A 16,459-nucleotide genomic window follows, 5' to 3' on the forward strand; every position below is an offset into this window, starting at 1 on the left:
CGTTGTGGTAAAGTACGCAACGGGTAGAAATGGAAAATGAATCAAGAATTTTAATTGTAGATGATGAGGATCGTATTCGTCGTTTGTTGAAAATGTATTTAGAAAGAGAACAATACACAATTGAAGAAGCGGACAATGGTGATACAGCTTTAGAAATGGCGTTACAAAATGATTACGATTTAATCCTATTAGATCTTATGATGCCTGGTAAAGATGGTATTGAAGTGTGTAAAGGGGTTCGTGAGAAGAAAGCGACACCAATTATTATGTTGACAGCAAAGGGTGAAGAAGTAAACCGAGTACAAGGGTTTGAGGTAGGCACAGATGATTATATTGTGAAACCATTTAGCCCACGTGAAGTAGTGCTTCGTGTGAAAGCGGTCTTACGCCGTTCTGTACCAACAACATTCTTTACACAAGATACAACGACAAAAGATGTTACTGTGTTCCCTCATTTAACAATTGATAATGATGCACACCGTGTTACAGCAGATGGTAATGAGGTGAACCTAACACCGAAAGAGTACGAATTACTATTATTCTTAGCGAAAGCGCCTGATAAAGTGTTTGATCGTGAGCAATTGTTAAAAGAAGTATGGCAATATGAATTCTTCGGAGATTTACGTACAGTTGATACGCATGTAAAGCGTTTACGTGAGAAGTTAAGCAAAAAATCACCAGATGCTGCGAAGATGATTGTTACCGTTTGGGGCGTAGGTTACAAGTTTGAGGTTGTGAACGACTGATGCTTTGGAGAAGTGTAGTAGGGAAGTTATGGATGACCATATTACTTCTCGTTTCGTTTGTGCTTGGATTTGTTGCAATTTTACTTTCACAGTTTTTTAGAACATATTATGTTGATATGAGTGAAACTAGGCTTCAAAAAGTTGCAACAAGTGTTTCAGAGTTAATTGAAGAAGGTGCCGATGTAAAAACGATTGAGAATATCGCGTACAAATTCTCTGATCCACTTTCAAGGATCATTATTGTAGAAGATGGTAAAGAAATATCTTCTTCGCCGAAACAAGAAGGTTTAGTCACTCTTACAATGGATGATTTGAAAGAAGATAAAGAATTAGCGGCTGTTTTTACAGACAAAAAAGAAATTAAGAATAACATTAGAAAAGCCTCTAATAGTAGAAAGAATAAAAACACTGAAAATGATATTATGATTGTCGGAAAACCAGTACATTCAAAAAATCAAAGTGCAGTGTTCGTATACGAATCGTTACAAGTGCCGATACAAGGTATGGAAAGAACGACTGATTTTATATTCTTATCAGCAGGGATTGCGATTATATTAACAACTTTCTTTGCATTCTTCTTATCTACTCGAATTACAGCACCACTTCGTAAAATGCGTGAGGTTGCTTTTGAGGTATCGCGTGGGAAGTTTGATGCGAAAGCTCCTATGGTATCTCAGGACGAGATTGGTGAGCTTGCAACGGCCTTAAATCAAATGGGGAAACAGTTGAAGTTTAATATGAATGCCCTGCAGCAAGAAAAAGAACAGTTAGCTAGTATTTTAAGTAGTATGGCAGATGGGGTTATTACGTTAAATCAGGAAGGCGAAGTTGTTGTAATCAATCCGCCGGCTGAACATTTCTTACAAGTTTGGCAAGAAGAAAAAGAAGTAGAATTAAGTAAAAAGCTACCTTCTGAACTTGTTGAACTATTCCATCTCGTTGTAGAAAGCGAACAACAACAAGTAGTTGAAATTAATTTACAAAAAGGTAACTACGTAGTTCTTATGACGCCGCTTTACAATCAAACAAAAATTCGTGGTGCTGTAGCAGTATTGCGTGATATGACGGAAGAACGCCGTCTTGAGAAGATGCGCCAAGACTTTATTGCGAACGTATCACATGAACTTCGTACACCGATGGTAATGCTTCAAGGATACAGTGAAGCAATTTTAGATGATATTGTGCAAACGAAAGAAGAAATTAATGAGTTTGTTCAAATCATTTATGATGAATCCGTTCGTTTAGGTAAACTTGTAAATGAATTGTTAGATTTAGCGCGTATGGAAAGTGGTAATGTAGAGTTACATATCGGTGAAGTAGATATTCATCCTTTCGTTGAAAAAATAGGTCGTAAATTCCAAGGGATTGCAAAGGATAAAGAAGTCGAATTAACGGTTGATTTCCAAAATCCAATTGAGCAATACCCGTTTGATGCAGATCGTATGGAACAAGTATTGACGAATTTAATTGATAACGCAATTCGTCATACGAATGCAGGCGGGCATGTAACGCTTGTAATTGATACGAAAAATAATGGACTTATTTTTGAAGTGCAAGATTCGGGCGCTGGTATTCCCGAAGAAGATATTCCATTTTTATTTGATCGTTTCTATAAAGCTGATAAAGCAAGAACACGTGGGAAAAAAGGTGGAACAGGACTCGGACTTGCGATTGCAAAAAATATTGTGCAAGGCCATGAGGGGAAAATTGCTGTTTCAAGTGTTGTTGGAGAGGGAACTACATTCTCTGTATATTTACCGAATCGTATAATTTAGATATGCGTTTTTAAAGTTGATAATGAATAAAGTTCTACTGTTTTTATTTTTTTGTAAATCAATTAAATAAATAATAGTAGAACTTTTTTCTATCTTAGTCGAATGAAGAATAATAAGAGGGGTGTCGTAAAGCGATGAAACTATACACAAAAACAGGAGATAAAGGGAAAACAAGTGTAATAGGTGGCAGAGTGGATAAAGATGATATCCGAGTTGAAGCATATGGCACAATAGATGAGGCGAATTCTCATATTGGGTATGCAATGACGAAGCTACAAGGCGGGTCTTTCGGAGATATTTACAATGAACTTGAAAATATTCAACATGAATTATTTGATTGCGGAGGAGACTTGGCGATAGTAGCAGGGAAAATCCCTTATAAAGTGACGATTGAAATGGTCGAAAGCTTAGAAAGAAGGATTGATTTGTATATAGAAGAAGCACCGCCGCTAGAGCGCTTTATTTTACCAGGTGGAAGCGAACCGGCTGCTGCTATTCATATGGCACGTACAGTTGTAAGGCGAGCAGAACGATGTATAGTGTCTTTACAAAAAGAAGGAGAAATCAATGAAGTTATTCTAAAGTATGTAAATAGAATATCTGATTATTTGTTTGCAGTAGCTAGAGTAATAAATGCTCGATTACAAGTAAAAGATGTAGAGTATAATCGTAGTGCAATCGTTTTTCGGGATAAAAATGAGAAGGAAGTGGAGTGATCCACTTTCTTTTTTTGTATACTTTTTTCTGTAATATACCAAAATAGAGAAGGTATGGTGGTAATTAGAAAACGGAGGATGTATATGAAAGTGTTAAAATGTGGCGTCATGTTATTGACAGTATTGTTTTTATCTCAATTACATGTATACGCAGAGGAAAATCAATGGACATGGCCTGTTGAAGGACAGATAAGTGATTATTTTGGGACAAGGCACGGAAAACACTACGGTATAGATATAGCGGCACCGATCGGCGCGCCTGTGGCAGCAATTCAAGAAGGTAAGGTAACAAAGTCTTATTATTCCAGTAGTTACGGAAACGTTGTATTTATTAAACATGGAGAATATGAGGCTGTATATGCACATTTAAATAAGAGATATGTAGTTCAAGGGGATTATATTTCAAAAGGAAAAATAATTGGAGAAGTAGGAAACACAGGAGAATCGCGAGGTGCGCACTTGCATTTAGAAGTTCATCAAGGAAGATGGACGATGGCGAAAAAGAATGCGATGAATCCGTTGCTTGTTTTACATGAACAAAGAAATGAAGCCGTTTCTTCATCATTATATGTCGTCCAAAAAGGAGACACTTTAGTTAGTATTGCACGGAAATTTAGTATGTCAGTTAAGGAAATAAAAGAAAAAAACGACTTGCAGCAAGAGCTTATTTATCCAAATCAACAATTATACGTAAAGTAAAAAAGAGCTAGTTTAACTAGCTCTTTTTTTACCAAAAAATAAAGACACATATAAATCCAGAAATAGCTAAGTAGCTATATAAGTAAAATACTTTCGTTCTTGTTTTTTCATTTGTTCGAAACAGTACAATAGTCGGTTCAATTAAACCGATTGTTAAACAAAGTAAACCAAGAAGCATAAAACCGATTGAAATGGAGTACAGGGCGATTTGTGGTGCTTGAAATGGAATCATCCATTTTAATAAAAATGCAATAAGTGCAGTGTAGCAAATGCTGCCGATGTACTTATTCAATGGTGCATTAGAACGAAAACCTGGAAGTTTTTTCAAGAAAGAGCGGGACACAACTTCAGTTTGTAAAGATGTATGCTCTTCAATTATTTTTTGAGCTTCTTTTCCTTTTTGGAAAATGGATAATATCCAGTTTCGCTCCCCTTGGAAAATAAATTGAGAGGTTGTTAAATAATGATCCACCTTCACTTTATTCCAACTCTTCCACGGATGACGCTCACATAATTTTAATTTACTTTCTGTTTTTTTATCATACTGATAAATACTGATGCCATCCTCGTCGAAAGCAGCATAGTATGTCTCGCTTGAGAATGTGCCTAAATCAATTGGGCAGTAGAAAAGTAATTCTTTTTTTAAGTAAAAGTATTCTTTTCGTAAGTTTTTTTTCATTGCTTCTCGAATAGAGTGTCTCTTTTCTTTCTCCATGACATTTCCTCCGTAATCCAGAAAATGTTCTTATCTTAACAATTCAACATCTTATCACTTTTAATTATATATGACTAGGGGATTCATAGAAGAAATGCCGAATACTAAAAAATATGGGGTGTATTGTAAAATAAAATGACTAGTTTTGGTTATATAAAATTAATAACTTATTTTTAATAAGTTACGCTTTTTTTGTTCACAATACGATCATGTTGTTGTATAATGGAATGGAAAATAGAATATCGGTCTATCTTCGGGGCAGGGTGAAAATCCCGACCGGCGGTGATGAACTATATGTGATTTTGTTCTAAGCCCGCGAGCCGTTAAGGCAGGATTTGGTGTGATTCCAAAGCCGACAGTACAGTCTGGATGGGAGAAGATGGAGGTTCAAGCGTTCAAAAAAGATATGGATTTGAACGTCTGTTTGATGTGCCTTAAATTCTCCCTTTGTGTAAAACACAAAGGGTTTTTTCGTTCTATGAAAAAGTAGGCATAGCAGAACCTTTCCACTTTCCATGAGAAGATCGATGGAAAAGGAGAGAGAAAGATGAAACAAAAAAACAGTGTATTGCAGATGGTGAGTGTAGCGATGCTAAGTAGTATTGCATATTTACTGATGATGTTGGACTTCCCGTTCCCTGGGCTTCCGCCATTTTTAAAGATTGATTTTAGTGATGTACCAGCTTTAATTGCTGCGATTATTTTCGGGCCAGTTGCAGGGATAATTGTAGAGGCGATAAAGAACATTTTACATTACGGGATTCAAGGGAGTTTAACGGGAGTACCAGTTGGAGAAATAGCTAACTTTATTGCAGGATGTTTATTTATTGGACCAGCAGCTTTCTTATTTAGGAAGTATCGTACTGTTAAAAGTTTAACGACAGGATTAATGCTAGGGACAATTACAATGGCGCTCATTATGAGTGTATTAAATTACATCATCATATTCCCAGCTTACACTTGGTTTTTAAATTCACCAGCTATGTCTAGCGAAGCTATAAGAACGACGGTTGTAACTGCAATCTTACCATTTAATTTGATTAAAGGAATTGTTGTGACAATTGTATTTGTAGCGTTATTCTCACGCCTGAAAGTATGGGTGTTTGCAAAAATGAAAAATGCATAAATGTAAAATAAAACCATTAGTAGTATGGAACTACTAATGGTTTTTTATTAAGTAGAATGAAAATAGAAAACAAAAAATATCCCTCATATTAATGAGGGATATTTTTTGAAGTTAATAAAAGACTATTCGAATTTTAAAGAGTCGCCATCAAATGATTCATCAGCAACTTTAATTGAGTCAGTTGGACAACCTTCGAATGCATCCATCATATCTTCAATTAATACATCTGGAATTTCAACGATACCTTGGTTATCGTCTAATGTTACAAACGCAATACCTTCATCATCATAATCATAAATGTCTGGTGCAGCAGCGCCGCAAGCACCACATGCGATACAAGTATCTTTATCAACGATTGTATATTTTGCCATCTTTTTTCCCTCCTGATAATATGTATGTGAAAAGCTCGCCATAAAAATTATAACCTTATTGTAAAACGGTTTTTAAAACTTTTCAACATAAAATTATAATGATAATCCTTATCAATTAGAGTGTCAACTAATTTTTGCATTATGTCATAAGATTTTCAAAATACGTAAATGTTATTTCGTTTGGTACAATATACTATATACAAGTACATAGTGCCGATATGATAAGTTTAATGAGTAACGTAGAATGGTGCAATCATACTAAAAAGTAATTAAGTTAGATTGAAAGGTGGAAGCGGTAATGCAACTACAATATACTTTATTGTATTGTTTAAAACAATTGAATGGTGAAAGGACCGTTTCTTCTATTTATTATTTATTAAAAGGAAAACGATCTTCGCAAACGTTACAAGATGGAAATATGTTCCGAATTTCATTTTTGTTTGGAATATATAAATCGTTAAATAGAACAGACTATGATCGTGAAGTTACAAAGTTGTTGCAAGCAGATTTGATTCAAGAAATACATGAAAATACATATTTGTTAACATCTAAAGGTAAAATGCAGTTGCATACATGGGAGGAAGTGTATGCTTTTCCCGCGTATTTACATGGTTTACACTATGGTGAATTAGGTGAAACATTTTGGAAACGATTATCATTAATTATTCAAACTATATCTAATTTACAACAGAATAATACGAAGTTTATTCCCATTCAACAAGATACAGAAATAACAGTGTGGGTAAAACGCTTTTTAACAGGTGTACCATATAGGCGAAGTGAATTGGCGAAAAGATTATGGAAAGAAATACATAATCTTTTAGGAAAAGGTGATGTGGTAGAAGCGACGATTGTAACATATCGATTAACAGGATATGAACGTATCGGTTGTACATTGCAGCAATTAGCGGAAATTACGAAACAAGATATATTCCAGGTGTATTTTTTATTTTGGGGTACAATTCACTTCTTTATACAAGAAGTTCGCGATAAAGAAAATGAATTTCCGCTATTAGCTGAGATTATCTCTTATCCAAATGAGAGAGCTGAATTATTTAGTTTATCAACGAAAAAAACATATAATTTTTGGAGACAAGGACGCTCTTTAGATGAAATAGCGATAATTAGAAATTTAAAGGTTGCAACGATAGAAGATCATTTTGTTGAAATTGCTTTGAGGGAAAAAGAGTTTTCAATCGAGATGTTTATGGAAAAAGACAAAATAGATAGAGTAACAAAAGTAATTGAGGCATTACAAACACGTAAGTTGCGTGAGTTGAAACAAGCGGTTGGAGAGGGTATCTCTTATTTTGAAGTTCGTCTTGTATTGGCGCGGATGGAGGGTATAAATGAAGCTTGAGGAATATTTATATAGATGGTTTGGATATTCTGAATTTCGTCCAGGGCAAAAAGGGGTAATTACAGATTTATTAGAAGGAAAAGATGTTATAGCGATGCTCCCGACTGGAAGAGGGAAGTCTATGTGCTATCAACTTCCAGGGCTAATGCAAGAAGGAACAGTACTTGTTGTATCACCATTATTATCTTTGATGGAAGATCAGGTTACACAATTAAAGTATGTAGTGAAAAACCGAGTAATAGCATTTAATAGTTTTCGGACATTACACGAAAAAAGAGAAGCGATGAAAAAATTAGCTTCATATAAATTTATTTTTGTTTCACCAGAGATGTTGCAGTCGGAAGTGTTAATAAGAGAATTGAAGAAAGTTCATATTTCATTATTTGTTGTGGATGAGGCTCATTGTATTTCACAATGGGGTTATGATTTTAGACCAGACTATAAAAAACTAAATGTAGTCATTGAGAATATCGGGTCTCCTGCGGTGCTAGCATTAACGGCGACAGCGACGAAAGATGTACTCCGGGATATAGCAGAGAGTTTGAGTTTAAAGAATGTCGCCCAGCATGTATACTCTATTGATCGTCCGAATATTGCAATGGAAGTACAATTTGTGGAGACGATAGAAGAGAAGAAAGAGGCGCTTTTGGACCAGGTGATGTATTTGCAAGGACCAGGGATTGTATATTGTTCAAGTAGAGCGTGGACAGAACGTTTAACGGAATATTTAAGAGGAAAAGGCGTGACTGGTGTCGCTTTTTATCATGGTGGTATGGAACATGAAGAGCGTATGTTAATTCAACAGCAGTTTATGAATGACCAGTTGCAGCTTGTAATATGTACAAGTGCTTTTGGTATGGGAGTAAATAAGTCGAATACGAGCTATATTATTCATTTTCATTATCCGACTAATATAGCTTCCTATTTACAAGAAATCGGAAGAGCTGGAAGAAATGGTGAACCGAGTATAGCTATCTTACTATGTAGTCCGTTAGATCACGATTTACCAATTTCAATAATTGAAGATGAATTGCCAAGTCAGTCGCAAATACAATTTTTATTCTCTTTACTACAAGAAAAAATGTTTCAAACGAAAGAATTACCAATAGAAGAGGTAGAAGAAATTTGTTATAATGCAGCAAGATTTAATGAACAATATTGGCGTTTCATCCGCTATCATCTCGAACAGCTTGGAATCATACAACAGCGAAAATTAAAATTAGAGAGCTTGTCAGATGAAATTATGAACAGATTAATAGCTGAAGTAGAAATAAGGCTACGTAATAAATATAGTGAACTAGAAAACATGAAATCATGGATACAAGTGAAAGGGTGTAGACGTGAATATTTGTTGCAACAGTTCGGTTATAGAAAAGAGAATGAGTTAAAAAATTGCTGTGACTATTGTAGTATTACAAAAACAGATTATAAAAAAAGACAAGCGCTACAATCGGATTTCGACTATAATTGGGAAACAGAGTTACAAAAGCTTTTCGGTCTAGAAAAGATGGGGGAATGATGAACATTCAAAGGCATAATATTGAAGATATGAGTCCGAAAGAAATAAGGCTGAATCTGTATATCACACAGTTCATTATTATCGGTATCGGTTGTTTACTAGCATATATATTATTCCGAGATATAAAATCAGTGTATAGTCTGTGGAAGTGGGAACCGGTGTCTATATTTATAATAGGTGGCTTATTAGCAATTGGTATTGTGTTATTAGATTATGTTGCAATGCGAGTATTTCCAGAGTCTTGGTTTGATGATGGTGGTATTAACGATAGGATGTTTCAAGGAATGTCAGTTATACATCTACTCGTTATTACGTTCATTATCGGTTTTGCAGAAGAATTTCTATTTAGAGGTGTAGTGCAGACGCACTTTGGAATTGTAATAGCGAGTTTAGTATTTGCAGTGTTACATATTCGGTATATAAAAAAGCCATTTTTGTTTTGTTTCGTCTGTTTCATTAGTTTTGTCTTTGGTTATGTATTTGAATGGACAGGGAATTTGTTTATAACAATCTTTGCACACTTTCTTGTTGATTTTATAATGGGACTCCAATTAAGAAAATAAATGGAAGGTGGTGGTGAACAACATGAGAAAACGAATTCCTGATTTTGAAGAGGAATTAGAAGTTGAGCGAGTGGAAGAAAAAGAAGGTTTACCGCCGCGTAGTGAAATTCATAGAAATAAAGAGAAAAAAGAAAAGTTTAAAATGAATCATATTTTCGTCCGAGTTTTAACATTTCTATTCATATTACTGCCAATTAGTATTTTATGGTATACAGATAAATATATTCAGGTGAAAAGTGATGGTAATAACGCTGGGAAAAGTGCGTTTGAGGTCATTTTCTTTGATTCAGCTAAATCTGAGTCTGAGGCAACATCTGAGAAAGTAGTAACGCATACGGTGAAAGAGGGAGAAACTTTAGAAAGTATAGCGAAGCAATATTTTTCAGATGAAACTGGGATCGAAGTGATTAAAAAGTATAATGATTTACAAGAAGATGAAGTGAATGTAGGTCAAGAAATAAAAATTCCGATAAAAGATAAGTCCGTAAAGCAGGAGAGCTAGTAACATACCTACTATAAAAACTGAGGGTTATCTTTATGAGGAAGGGAGTAAAAAATATATGATATGGATTATCTTATTAAGTACTCTCATATGTATTGGTATTATATTTCTTCTTGTAATGTATACAGAAGCGATGCGTAATACTGTGTTAGAGCATACTTTACTTTTTGAAGAATTTCCGAAAAGTTTTCAAGAAGTAAAGGTGTTTTTTATTTCTGATATTCATAGAAGGGTCATCTCAAGTTCATTAATTGAACAAGTAAAAGGAAAAGTAGACCTTGTAATTATTGGCGGTGATTTAGCGGAAAGAGGCGTCCCTTTATCGAAAATCTCTGCAAATATACAAAAGTTAAGAGCGATAGCTCCTGTATATTTTGTATGGGGAAATAATGATTATGAGATTGAATATCATGAATTAGATGCTTTGTTATTAGAAAATAATGTGAAAGTTTTAGATAATACAAGAGTTGTATTTGAGTCTGAACTAGGAGAAAAAATTTGTTTACTCGGTGTAGATGATGTTGGTTTGAAACGTGATCGTTTAGATTTAGCGTTGGCTGATTGCAAAGAAGATGGTTTTCGCATATTAATTAGCCACAACCCTGATATAATAAATAAAATGTCTGGAAAAGAACAAATTTCACTTGTGTTAAGTGGACATACACATGGGGGACAGATTCGATTATTCCCATCTAAAAAATATTTAAAAGGTGGCGTATATAAGCGTTCAAATATGACGCTTTTTGTTAGTAATGGGTATGGAACAACGTTGATTCCACTTCGCTTCCGGGCACCTGCTCAAACACATATTATTACGTTATGCGGAGGGAAATGATGCCAACTCTAAACGGGAAATATAACATAAAAGCGGTTTCGAATATAATTGGAATTCAGCCGAGTACGCTTCGTGCATGGGAAAGACGATATCAAATTATTGCCCCAAAGCGGAATCATGCGGGGCATCGATTATATACAGAAGAGCATATTCAAATTTTGAAATGGTTAATGGACAAGGTTTCATCCGGCATGATGATTGGACAAGCGGTTCAATTATTAGAAGGGAATCGTTTGCAGCGTAATGTTCAAAAAGAAATACATTACGATAGAGAAGTTGTTTTAGTGGACGATTTACTACAAGCTTTGTTAAAATTTGATGAAATTACAATTTCTGCATTGTTAAACGAGGCTTTCAGTATTTATGCAACAGAAAAAGTTATAGCAAGTATTGTTCTTCAAGTGTCAAATAAATTGTTAACGTTAAAAAATAATAATGAAGTTACATTGGTGCAATTCCAATATGTCGTATCATTTTTACAAACTCGTCTAGGAATGGTGTATCATAATGCATCATCATTTTCTTCTATACACAAAGTTGTCGTGTTAGAAAATAATATGTTGAAAGGGTTTGTTTTCTCAACGTATTTACGCTTAAAAGGATATGAGGTGATATATATTAGGTCAAGCTTAGCGGAAGATGGTATTTTGTTAGCTGTTGAGCAAATACAACCTACATATGTAGTAGTCTCTTTTGATGACGGACGAGAACTTAAGAACGCGATGAACGACATGAATTTGTTGCAAGAAAAAAGTGAGAGCCTTTTTGTTGGGTTTATAGGAGAAATAGGTTCTCGAGATCAGTTGAACATTCAAACATGCCTAATTGGTGATACGAAAGAAGAATGGGATGATTGGTTAAAAATGTTAGAATAGTTGTTCGAAAAGAACCATCTATTTTCTATTTCATATAATAAGAATTATATTCATTGGTTACGTAGGGAGGGTATGAGATGAGGCTGGAACGATTAAATTACAATAAGATAAAAATTTTCTTAACATTTGATGATTTATCTGAACGAGGATTAACGAAAGAAGATTTGTGGAGAAATGCACCGAAAGTACAGCAATTATTTCGTGATATGATGCAAGAAGCAAATAAGGAACTAGGATTTGAAGCGGATGGTCCGATTGCAGTTGAAGTATTTTCTCTACAAGCGCAAGGAATGGTCGTAATTGTAACGAAAGAACATCAAGATGTGGATACAGATGATGAGTTCCGTGACGAGTTTATTGAAATGCAAGTGACTCTAGATGAAAGTGAGCATATACTTTATGAGTTTGCTACACTAGACGACGTAATTAACCTGTCGAATCGTTTATATAACCTTGATGTAACTGGCGGAAAACTATATACGTGGGATGGTCGTTTCTATCTTTGGATGGAAGAAGAGGAGCAAGTTCAATTACTGAAGGCAGATTTTATAGCGATTTTAGCGGAATATGGTAATCCGTCTACAGCAACTATTTATCGTCTAATGGAGTATGGTAAAGAATTAATGGCTTCTCAAGCAATTGAACAAATACACAATTACTTTGTGAAAAAACAAAACCTTAGCTAATATAACATAGCTAAGGTTTTGTTTTTTATTTGGAAAAACTTAAAATGTCGGTCTGAAAATTTCAAAATGATTAATGATATAGCGGGAATCATAAATATTGGAGCATTCTTTATTATACTTACATATATCTTTTCCAGGTGCTGTATGTAATTAAAATAAAAAATATTTAAATATTTAAGTATTTTACTTTTCTAAAAGTAATAAAAGGACTATAATGATAGTGAAAACGCTTGCAACAGGAAATAGTTTGTATATATTTGTTAGCGTTTTCTATTGCATTCCAAATTTAACGGTGTATACTAGGCAATGAAGGTTTACTAAACAAGTGAAATTACAGGGGGTTTACTTACTATGGTAGCCGAAAAGGGAACTCAAACAAAAACACAACAACAAAGGGAACAACATTTTGAACTATTGAATTCGACACAAATTGTTATTAGTGAAGCATTAGAAAAATTGGGTTATCCAAACGAAGTATATGAATTATTAAAAGAACCAATTCGTATGATGACAGTGAAAATACCAGTTCGTATGGATGACGGGACTGTTAAAATATTTACAGGATATCGTGCGCAACATAATGATGCTGTTGGTCCAACGAAAGGTGGAATTCGCTTCCATCCGAATGTAACAGAAAATGAAGTGAAAGCACTTTCGATTTGGATGAGTTTAAAATGTGGTATTGTTGATCTACCATACGGTGGAGGTAAAGGTGGAATTATCTGTGACCCACGTGAAATGTCATTCCGTGAGTTAGAAAGATTAAGCCGCGGTTATGTACGAGCAATTAGCCAAATCGTAGGACCGACGAAAGATATTCCAGCTCCAGATGTATTCACAAACTCTCAAATTATGGCATGGATGATGGATGAATATAGCCGTATTGATGAATTTAATTCACCGGGATTTATTACAGGTAAGCCACTTGTATTAGGTGGATCACATGGACGTGAAACAGCAACGGCGAAAGGTGTAACAATTTGTATTCGCGAAGCTGCAAAAAAACGCGACATTGATATTAAAGGTGCACGTGTTGTTGTTCAAGGATTCGGTAATGCTGGTAGCTTCTTAGCTAAATTTATGCATGATGCAGGCGCGAAAGTTATTGCAATTTCGGATGCTTACGGTGCATTGCATGATCCAAACGGATTAGATATTGATTATTTATTAGACCGTCGTGATAGCTTCGGTACAGTAACAAAACTATTTAATAATACAATTTCAAACAAAGAATTGTTAGAACTTGATTGCGACATTTTAGTTCCAGCTGCAATTGAGAACCAAATTACAGAAGAAAATGCTAATAATATTAAAGCAAAAATCGTTGTTGAAGCTGCAAATGGTCCAACAACATTAGAAGCAACTAAAATTTTAACAGATCGCGGAATTTTACTTGTTCCAGACGTATTAGCAAGTGCTGGTGGTGTAACAGTATCTTACTTTGAGTGGGTGCAAAATAACCAAGGTTATTACTGGACTGAAGAAGAAGTAGAACAACGTTTAGAAAAAGTAATGGTAAGATCATTTGATTCTATTTATGAAACAGCACAAGTTCGTAAAGTGAACATGCGCTTAGCAGCGTATATGGTCGGTGTTCGTAAAATGGCTGAGGCAAGTCGCTTCAGAGGTTGGGTATAATATTATATTGTGAGAAAACGTGATTCCTTTCGAGGGAATCACGTTTTTTTGTTGAAGTATTAGTGTGAGGTGTTGTATATGGAAAATGAAATGATGGGACGAGTAGAACAATTAGAAGAAAAGGTTAAGAGGCTAGAGGGAGAACTCGCAAGAACGATGAAAGCCAAAAAAACAAGTAGCGTTCGGGTGTTCGGAGAAGGGTTATTGTTTTTAATATTTGGTGCAGTTGTAGTAGGACCGATTATAGCCTTTGTAATCTCGATTCTTACTTGGTTGGCTGAAAAATAAAATAAAATAAAAATAAAAAGAACGCTTGTTCTGCACGAACAAATGTGCTATACTCTCCTTAGATAAACAAAACGGAAATGATTTTAAGGAGAGATAAATAATGAAAATGACAGTAGACCAAAGATTTATGATGCCAGCAGATGTTGTAGAACGAGTGGAAGTATTAAGAAACAAACAAAGTAAGCGCGGCACATTATTGCAATCAGTAAATACATTTTTCGGTTTAGATACGAAAGAAGATTGCGTTTGGTTTTACGGTTTTTATGGAGTTGCTGTAAGTATTTTACTATTTATGGTATTCACATCAAATATTTTCGATTTTCTCTTCGCGTAAGAAATATGCTATAAGGACATTGCTACCGAATACATATATAAGGAGGTAAAGTAATCTTCTGAAGCGGGAGTTGGTAGTAATGGCGATGTTTCCTATAGAGCGTAACTATATTGGATATGGAAGTTCACGACCGGGAATTCCTCTTTCTAAAGTCAGGTTTATTGTAAGTCATGATACGGGGAACCCTGGTAGCAATGCGATAGGCAATCGGGATTATTTTAATGAGATACAACCGAAAGCCTCGGCACATACATTTATAGATGATAAAACAATATTGGAAATTGTTCCTATAAATGAAGTCGCCTATCATGTTCGATATGGTGTGCCGACAGATAATGACTTATATGGTTATGATGCCAATAAGGCTGCTATTGGAGTGGAACTTTGTTATGGCGGTGATGTTAACTTTTGGGAAGCATATACTCGTTTTACGTGGTATCATGCGTATTTATGTCAAAACTTCGGCTTGAATCCGAAGAAAGATATCGTATCACATAAAACACTTGATCCAGCTAGAAAGATTGATCCTGAAAATGTATTAGGGAAACAAGGTATTAAATTTCAGCAGTTTTTAGCAGATGTCTATCGGATGTACGTTTCGTTTAGATGACAAATATATGAAAAATGAATACAATAAAGATAGGTGCCTACTGCTGTAAGTAGGTTTTTTCTTGTTTTTATAAATAGCGTATTGGTAGAAGACTAGGAGTGAGCTGAGTATGCAGAAAGAAACAGCTATCATAATTGGAGGCGGTCCGTGCGGATTAGCAGCGGCAATTTCGTTGCAAAAGGTAGGGATAAATCCGTTAGTAATTGAAAAAGGAAACATTGTAAATGCGATTTATAATTATCCAACTCATCAAACATTTTTCTCTTCTAGTGAAAAATTAGAAATTGGTGATGTAGCTTTTATTACAGAAAATCGTAAGCCAGTTCGAAATCAAGCACTTGCGTATTATCGTGAAGTAGTAAAGCGTAAATCTGTACGTGTAAATGCTTTTGAACGAGTGGAGAACATTCAAAAGGATGGAGAAGTTTTTCAGGTTGAGACGACAAAGCGTGACGGAAGTATAGAAATATATATAGCGAAATATATTGTTGTAGCAACTGGATATTATGACAATCCAAATTATATGAACGTTCCAGGTGAGGAACTGAAGAAAGTAGCTCACTATTTTAAAGAGGGACATCCTTATTTTGATCGAGATGTAGTAGTTATAGGTGGAAAAAACTCGAGTGTAGATGCCGCGTTAGAACTTGTTAAAGCCGGTGCGCGTGTAACGGTGCTATATCGCGGAAGTGAGTATTCACCAAGCATTAAGCCGTGGATTTTGCCGGAGTTTGAGGCGTTAGTACGAAGCGGCACAATTCAAATGCATTTTGGGGCTCACGTGAAAAAAATTACTGAACATACATTAACGTTTACAGTTGATGATGAGGCATATACAATCCAAAATGATTTTGTATTTGCGATGACTGGTTACCATCCTGATCATAGTTTCTTAACGAAGATGGGTGTTCGGATTGATGACAAAACAGGACGTCCGATTTATGCAGAGGATACGATGGAAACGAACGCTGAAAATATTTTCATTGCAGGTGTAATTGCTGCTGGAAATAATGCGAATGAAATATTTATCGAGAACGGTAGATTTCATGGGGATGCGATTGCGCAAATCATTGCGTCAAGAGAAATATAAGAAGAAGCTGT

At 35.1% G+C, this 16,459-nt stretch carries 19 protein-coding genes and 1 riboswitch; of the genes, 17 read left to right on the forward strand and 2 right to left on the reverse strand.

Annotation, left to right across the window (positions count from 1 at the left end):
* Positions 1–29 precede the first annotated feature (29 nt).
* The 4 genes from resD (at position 30) to F8162_RS19100 (ending at position 3,936) form a co-directional block, all read left to right on the forward strand.
* Positions 30–746 carry a DNA-binding response regulator ResD gene (resD, locus tag F8162_RS19085; protein ID WP_000426862.1) on the forward strand — a complete coding sequence of 239 codons (717 nt, stop codon included), beginning with the start codon at positions 30–32 and terminating at the stop codon, positions 744–746.
* On the forward strand, positions 746–2,521 hold the full coding sequence (resE, locus tag F8162_RS19090; RefSeq protein WP_151631093.1) for a sensor histidine kinase ResE: 1,776 nt from the start codon (positions 746–748) through the stop codon (positions 2,519–2,521). Before resD ends, resE begins: the two co-directional genes overlap by 1 nt.
* A gap of 134 nt (positions 2,522–2,655) precedes the next feature.
* The gene (locus tag F8162_RS19095) at positions 2,656–3,237 is read left to right on the forward strand and encodes a cob(I)yrinic acid a,c-diamide adenosyltransferase (RefSeq protein ID WP_151631092.1); all 582 of its coding nucleotides are present in this window, start codon (positions 2,656–2,658) and stop codon (positions 3,235–3,237) included.
* An 84-nt stretch (positions 3,238–3,321) separates the two neighbouring features.
* Complete coding sequence (locus F8162_RS19100) at positions 3,322–3,936, forward strand: peptidoglycan DD-metalloendopeptidase family protein (RefSeq protein ID WP_151631091.1); 615 nt, start codon at positions 3,322–3,324, stop codon at positions 3,934–3,936.
* Between the two features lie 28 nt (positions 3,937–3,964).
* On the opposite strand, the gene F8162_RS19105 is transcribed toward F8162_RS19100, so the two are convergent.
* A complete protein-coding gene (locus F8162_RS19105) occupies positions 3,965–4,651 on the reverse strand; it encodes a hypothetical protein (RefSeq protein ID WP_151631090.1) in 687 nt (228 codons plus the stop codon).
* Positions 4,652–4,896: 245 nt separating this feature from the next.
* A riboswitch (FMN riboswitch) is annotated at positions 4,897–5,036 on the forward strand.
* A gap of 162 nt (positions 5,037–5,198) precedes the next feature.
* Between F8162_RS19105 and F8162_RS19110 the strand changes: the two genes are divergently transcribed.
* Positions 5,199–5,777, forward strand: coding sequence for an ECF transporter S component (locus F8162_RS19110; RefSeq protein WP_151631089.1), 579 nt, complete (start codon positions 5,199–5,201; stop codon positions 5,775–5,777).
* 122 nt (positions 5,778–5,899) lie between these two features.
* On the opposite strand, the gene F8162_RS19115 is transcribed toward F8162_RS19110, so the two are convergent.
* Entirely contained in the window at positions 5,900–6,148 is a 249-nt protein-coding gene (locus F8162_RS19115) for a ferredoxin (protein ID WP_001151994.1), read from the reverse strand.
* Positions 6,149–6,446: 298 nt separating this feature from the next.
* On the opposite strand from F8162_RS19115, the gene F8162_RS19120 reads away from it, so the two are divergent.
* The 12 genes from F8162_RS19120 to F8162_RS19175 all read left to right on the forward strand — a co-directional run bounded on the left by F8162_RS19120 (position 6,447) and on the right by F8162_RS19175 (position 16,448).
* Entirely contained in the window at positions 6,447–7,508 is a 1,062-nt protein-coding gene (locus F8162_RS19120; protein WP_151631088.1) for a helix-turn-helix domain-containing protein, read from the forward strand.
* Entirely contained in the window at positions 7,498–9,027 is a 1,530-nt protein-coding gene (locus F8162_RS19125; RefSeq protein ID WP_151631087.1) for a RecQ family ATP-dependent DNA helicase, read from the forward strand. Before F8162_RS19120 ends, F8162_RS19125 begins: the two co-directional genes overlap by 11 nt.
* Positions 9,027–9,590, forward strand: coding sequence for a CPBP family intramembrane glutamic endopeptidase (locus tag F8162_RS19130; protein ID WP_151631770.1), 564 nt, complete (start codon positions 9,027–9,029; stop codon positions 9,588–9,590). Before F8162_RS19125 ends, F8162_RS19130 begins: the two co-directional genes overlap by 1 nt.
* A gap of 22 nt (positions 9,591–9,612) precedes the next feature.
* Positions 9,613–10,092, forward strand: coding sequence for a LysM peptidoglycan-binding domain-containing protein (locus F8162_RS19135; RefSeq protein WP_151631086.1), 480 nt, complete (start codon positions 9,613–9,615; stop codon positions 10,090–10,092).
* 58 nt (positions 10,093–10,150) lie between these two features.
* Positions 10,151–10,927, forward strand: a complete 777-nt coding sequence (locus F8162_RS19140; RefSeq protein WP_151631085.1) for a metallophosphoesterase — start codon at positions 10,151–10,153, stop codon at positions 10,925–10,927.
* On the forward strand, positions 10,927–11,802 hold the full coding sequence (locus F8162_RS19145) for a MerR family transcriptional regulator (protein ID WP_151631084.1): 876 nt from the start codon (positions 10,927–10,929) through the stop codon (positions 11,800–11,802). Before F8162_RS19140 ends, F8162_RS19145 begins: the two co-directional genes overlap by 1 nt.
* Before the next feature lie 77 nt (positions 11,803–11,879).
* Positions 11,880–12,488, forward strand: a complete 609-nt coding sequence (locus F8162_RS19150; RefSeq protein WP_001235391.1) for a genetic competence negative regulator — start codon at positions 11,880–11,882, stop codon at positions 12,486–12,488.
* Positions 12,489–12,839: 351 nt separating this feature from the next.
* Entirely contained in the window at positions 12,840–14,126 is a 1,287-nt protein-coding gene (gene gudB / locus F8162_RS19155; RefSeq protein ID WP_000225171.1) for an NAD-specific glutamate dehydrogenase, read from the forward strand.
* Positions 14,127–14,204: 78 nt separating this feature from the next.
* A complete protein-coding gene (locus F8162_RS19160; protein ID WP_151631083.1) occupies positions 14,205–14,414 on the forward strand; it encodes a hypothetical protein in 210 nt (69 codons plus the stop codon).
* Positions 14,415–14,511: 97 nt separating this feature from the next.
* Positions 14,512–14,748, forward strand: a complete 237-nt coding sequence (locus F8162_RS19165) for a DUF3961 domain-containing protein (RefSeq protein ID WP_098385274.1) — start codon at positions 14,512–14,514, stop codon at positions 14,746–14,748.
* Positions 14,749–14,827: 79 nt separating this feature from the next.
* Positions 14,828–15,358: an N-acetylmuramoyl-L-alanine amidase family protein gene (locus F8162_RS19170; RefSeq protein WP_001240648.1), complete on the forward strand. Its 531-nt coding sequence runs from the start codon at positions 14,828–14,830 to the stop codon at positions 15,356–15,358.
* A 109-nt stretch (positions 15,359–15,467) separates the two neighbouring features.
* Positions 15,468–16,448, forward strand: a complete 981-nt coding sequence (locus F8162_RS19175) for a YpdA family putative bacillithiol disulfide reductase (RefSeq protein ID WP_151631082.1) — start codon at positions 15,468–15,470, stop codon at positions 16,446–16,448.
* Positions 16,449–16,459: the final 11 nt, after the last annotated feature.

The sequence above is a fragment of the Bacillus sp. CH140a_4T genome, assembly GCF_008923725.1.
GTDB lineage: Bacteria > Bacillota > Bacilli > Bacillales > Bacillaceae_G > Bacillus_A.

Bases quoted from the DNA above. Each gene is read 5' to 3' on its own strand.
- F8162_RS19130 (WP_151631770.1), top strand. From the start codon at position 9,027: ATGAACATTCAAAGGCATAATATTGAAGATATGAGTCCGAAAGAAATA.
- F8162_RS19140 (WP_151631085.1), top strand. From the start codon at position 10,151: ATGATATGGATTATCTTATTAAGTACTCTCATATGTATTGGTATTATA.
- F8162_RS19135 (WP_151631086.1), top strand. From the start codon at position 9,613: ATGAGAAAACGAATTCCTGATTTTGAAGAGGAATTAGAAGTTGAGCGA.
- F8162_RS19150 (WP_001235391.1), top strand. From the start codon at position 11,880: ATGAGGCTGGAACGATTAAATTACAATAAGATAAAAATTTTCTTAACA.
- F8162_RS19100 (WP_151631091.1), top strand. From the start codon at position 3,322: ATGAAAGTGTTAAAATGTGGCGTCATGTTATTGACAGTATTGTTTTTA.
- F8162_RS19160 (WP_151631083.1), top strand. From the start codon at position 14,205: ATGGAAAATGAAATGATGGGACGAGTAGAACAATTAGAAGAAAAGGTT.
- F8162_RS19125 (WP_151631087.1), top strand. From the start codon at position 7,498: ATGAAGCTTGAGGAATATTTATATAGATGGTTTGGATATTCTGAATTT.
- F8162_RS19115 (WP_001151994.1), bottom strand. From the start codon at position 6,148: ATGGCAAAATATACAATCGTTGATAAAGATACTTGTATCGCATGTGGT.
- resD (WP_000426862.1), top strand. From the start codon at position 30: ATGGAAAATGAATCAAGAATTTTAATTGTAGATGATGAGGATCGTATT.
- F8162_RS19175 (WP_151631082.1), top strand. From the start codon at position 15,468: ATGCAGAAAGAAACAGCTATCATAATTGGAGGCGGTCCGTGCGGATTA.
- F8162_RS19170 (WP_001240648.1), top strand. From the start codon at position 14,828: ATGGCGATGTTTCCTATAGAGCGTAACTATATTGGATATGGAAGTTCA.
- F8162_RS19120 (WP_151631088.1), top strand. From the start codon at position 6,447: ATGCAACTACAATATACTTTATTGTATTGTTTAAAACAATTGAATGGT.
- gudB (WP_000225171.1), top strand. From the start codon at position 12,840: ATGGTAGCCGAAAAGGGAACTCAAACAAAAACACAACAACAAAGGGAA.
- F8162_RS19095 (WP_151631092.1), top strand. From the start codon at position 2,656: ATGAAACTATACACAAAAACAGGAGATAAAGGGAAAACAAGTGTAATA.
- F8162_RS19105 (WP_151631090.1), bottom strand. From the start codon at position 4,651: ATGGAGAAAGAAAAGAGACACTCTATTCGAGAAGCAATGAAAAAAAAC.
- F8162_RS19110 (WP_151631089.1), top strand. From the start codon at position 5,199: ATGAAACAAAAAAACAGTGTATTGCAGATGGTGAGTGTAGCGATGCTA.
- resE (WP_151631093.1), top strand. From the start codon at position 746: ATGCTTTGGAGAAGTGTAGTAGGGAAGTTATGGATGACCATATTACTT.
- F8162_RS19145 (WP_151631084.1), top strand. From the start codon at position 10,927: ATGCCAACTCTAAACGGGAAATATAACATAAAAGCGGTTTCGAATATA.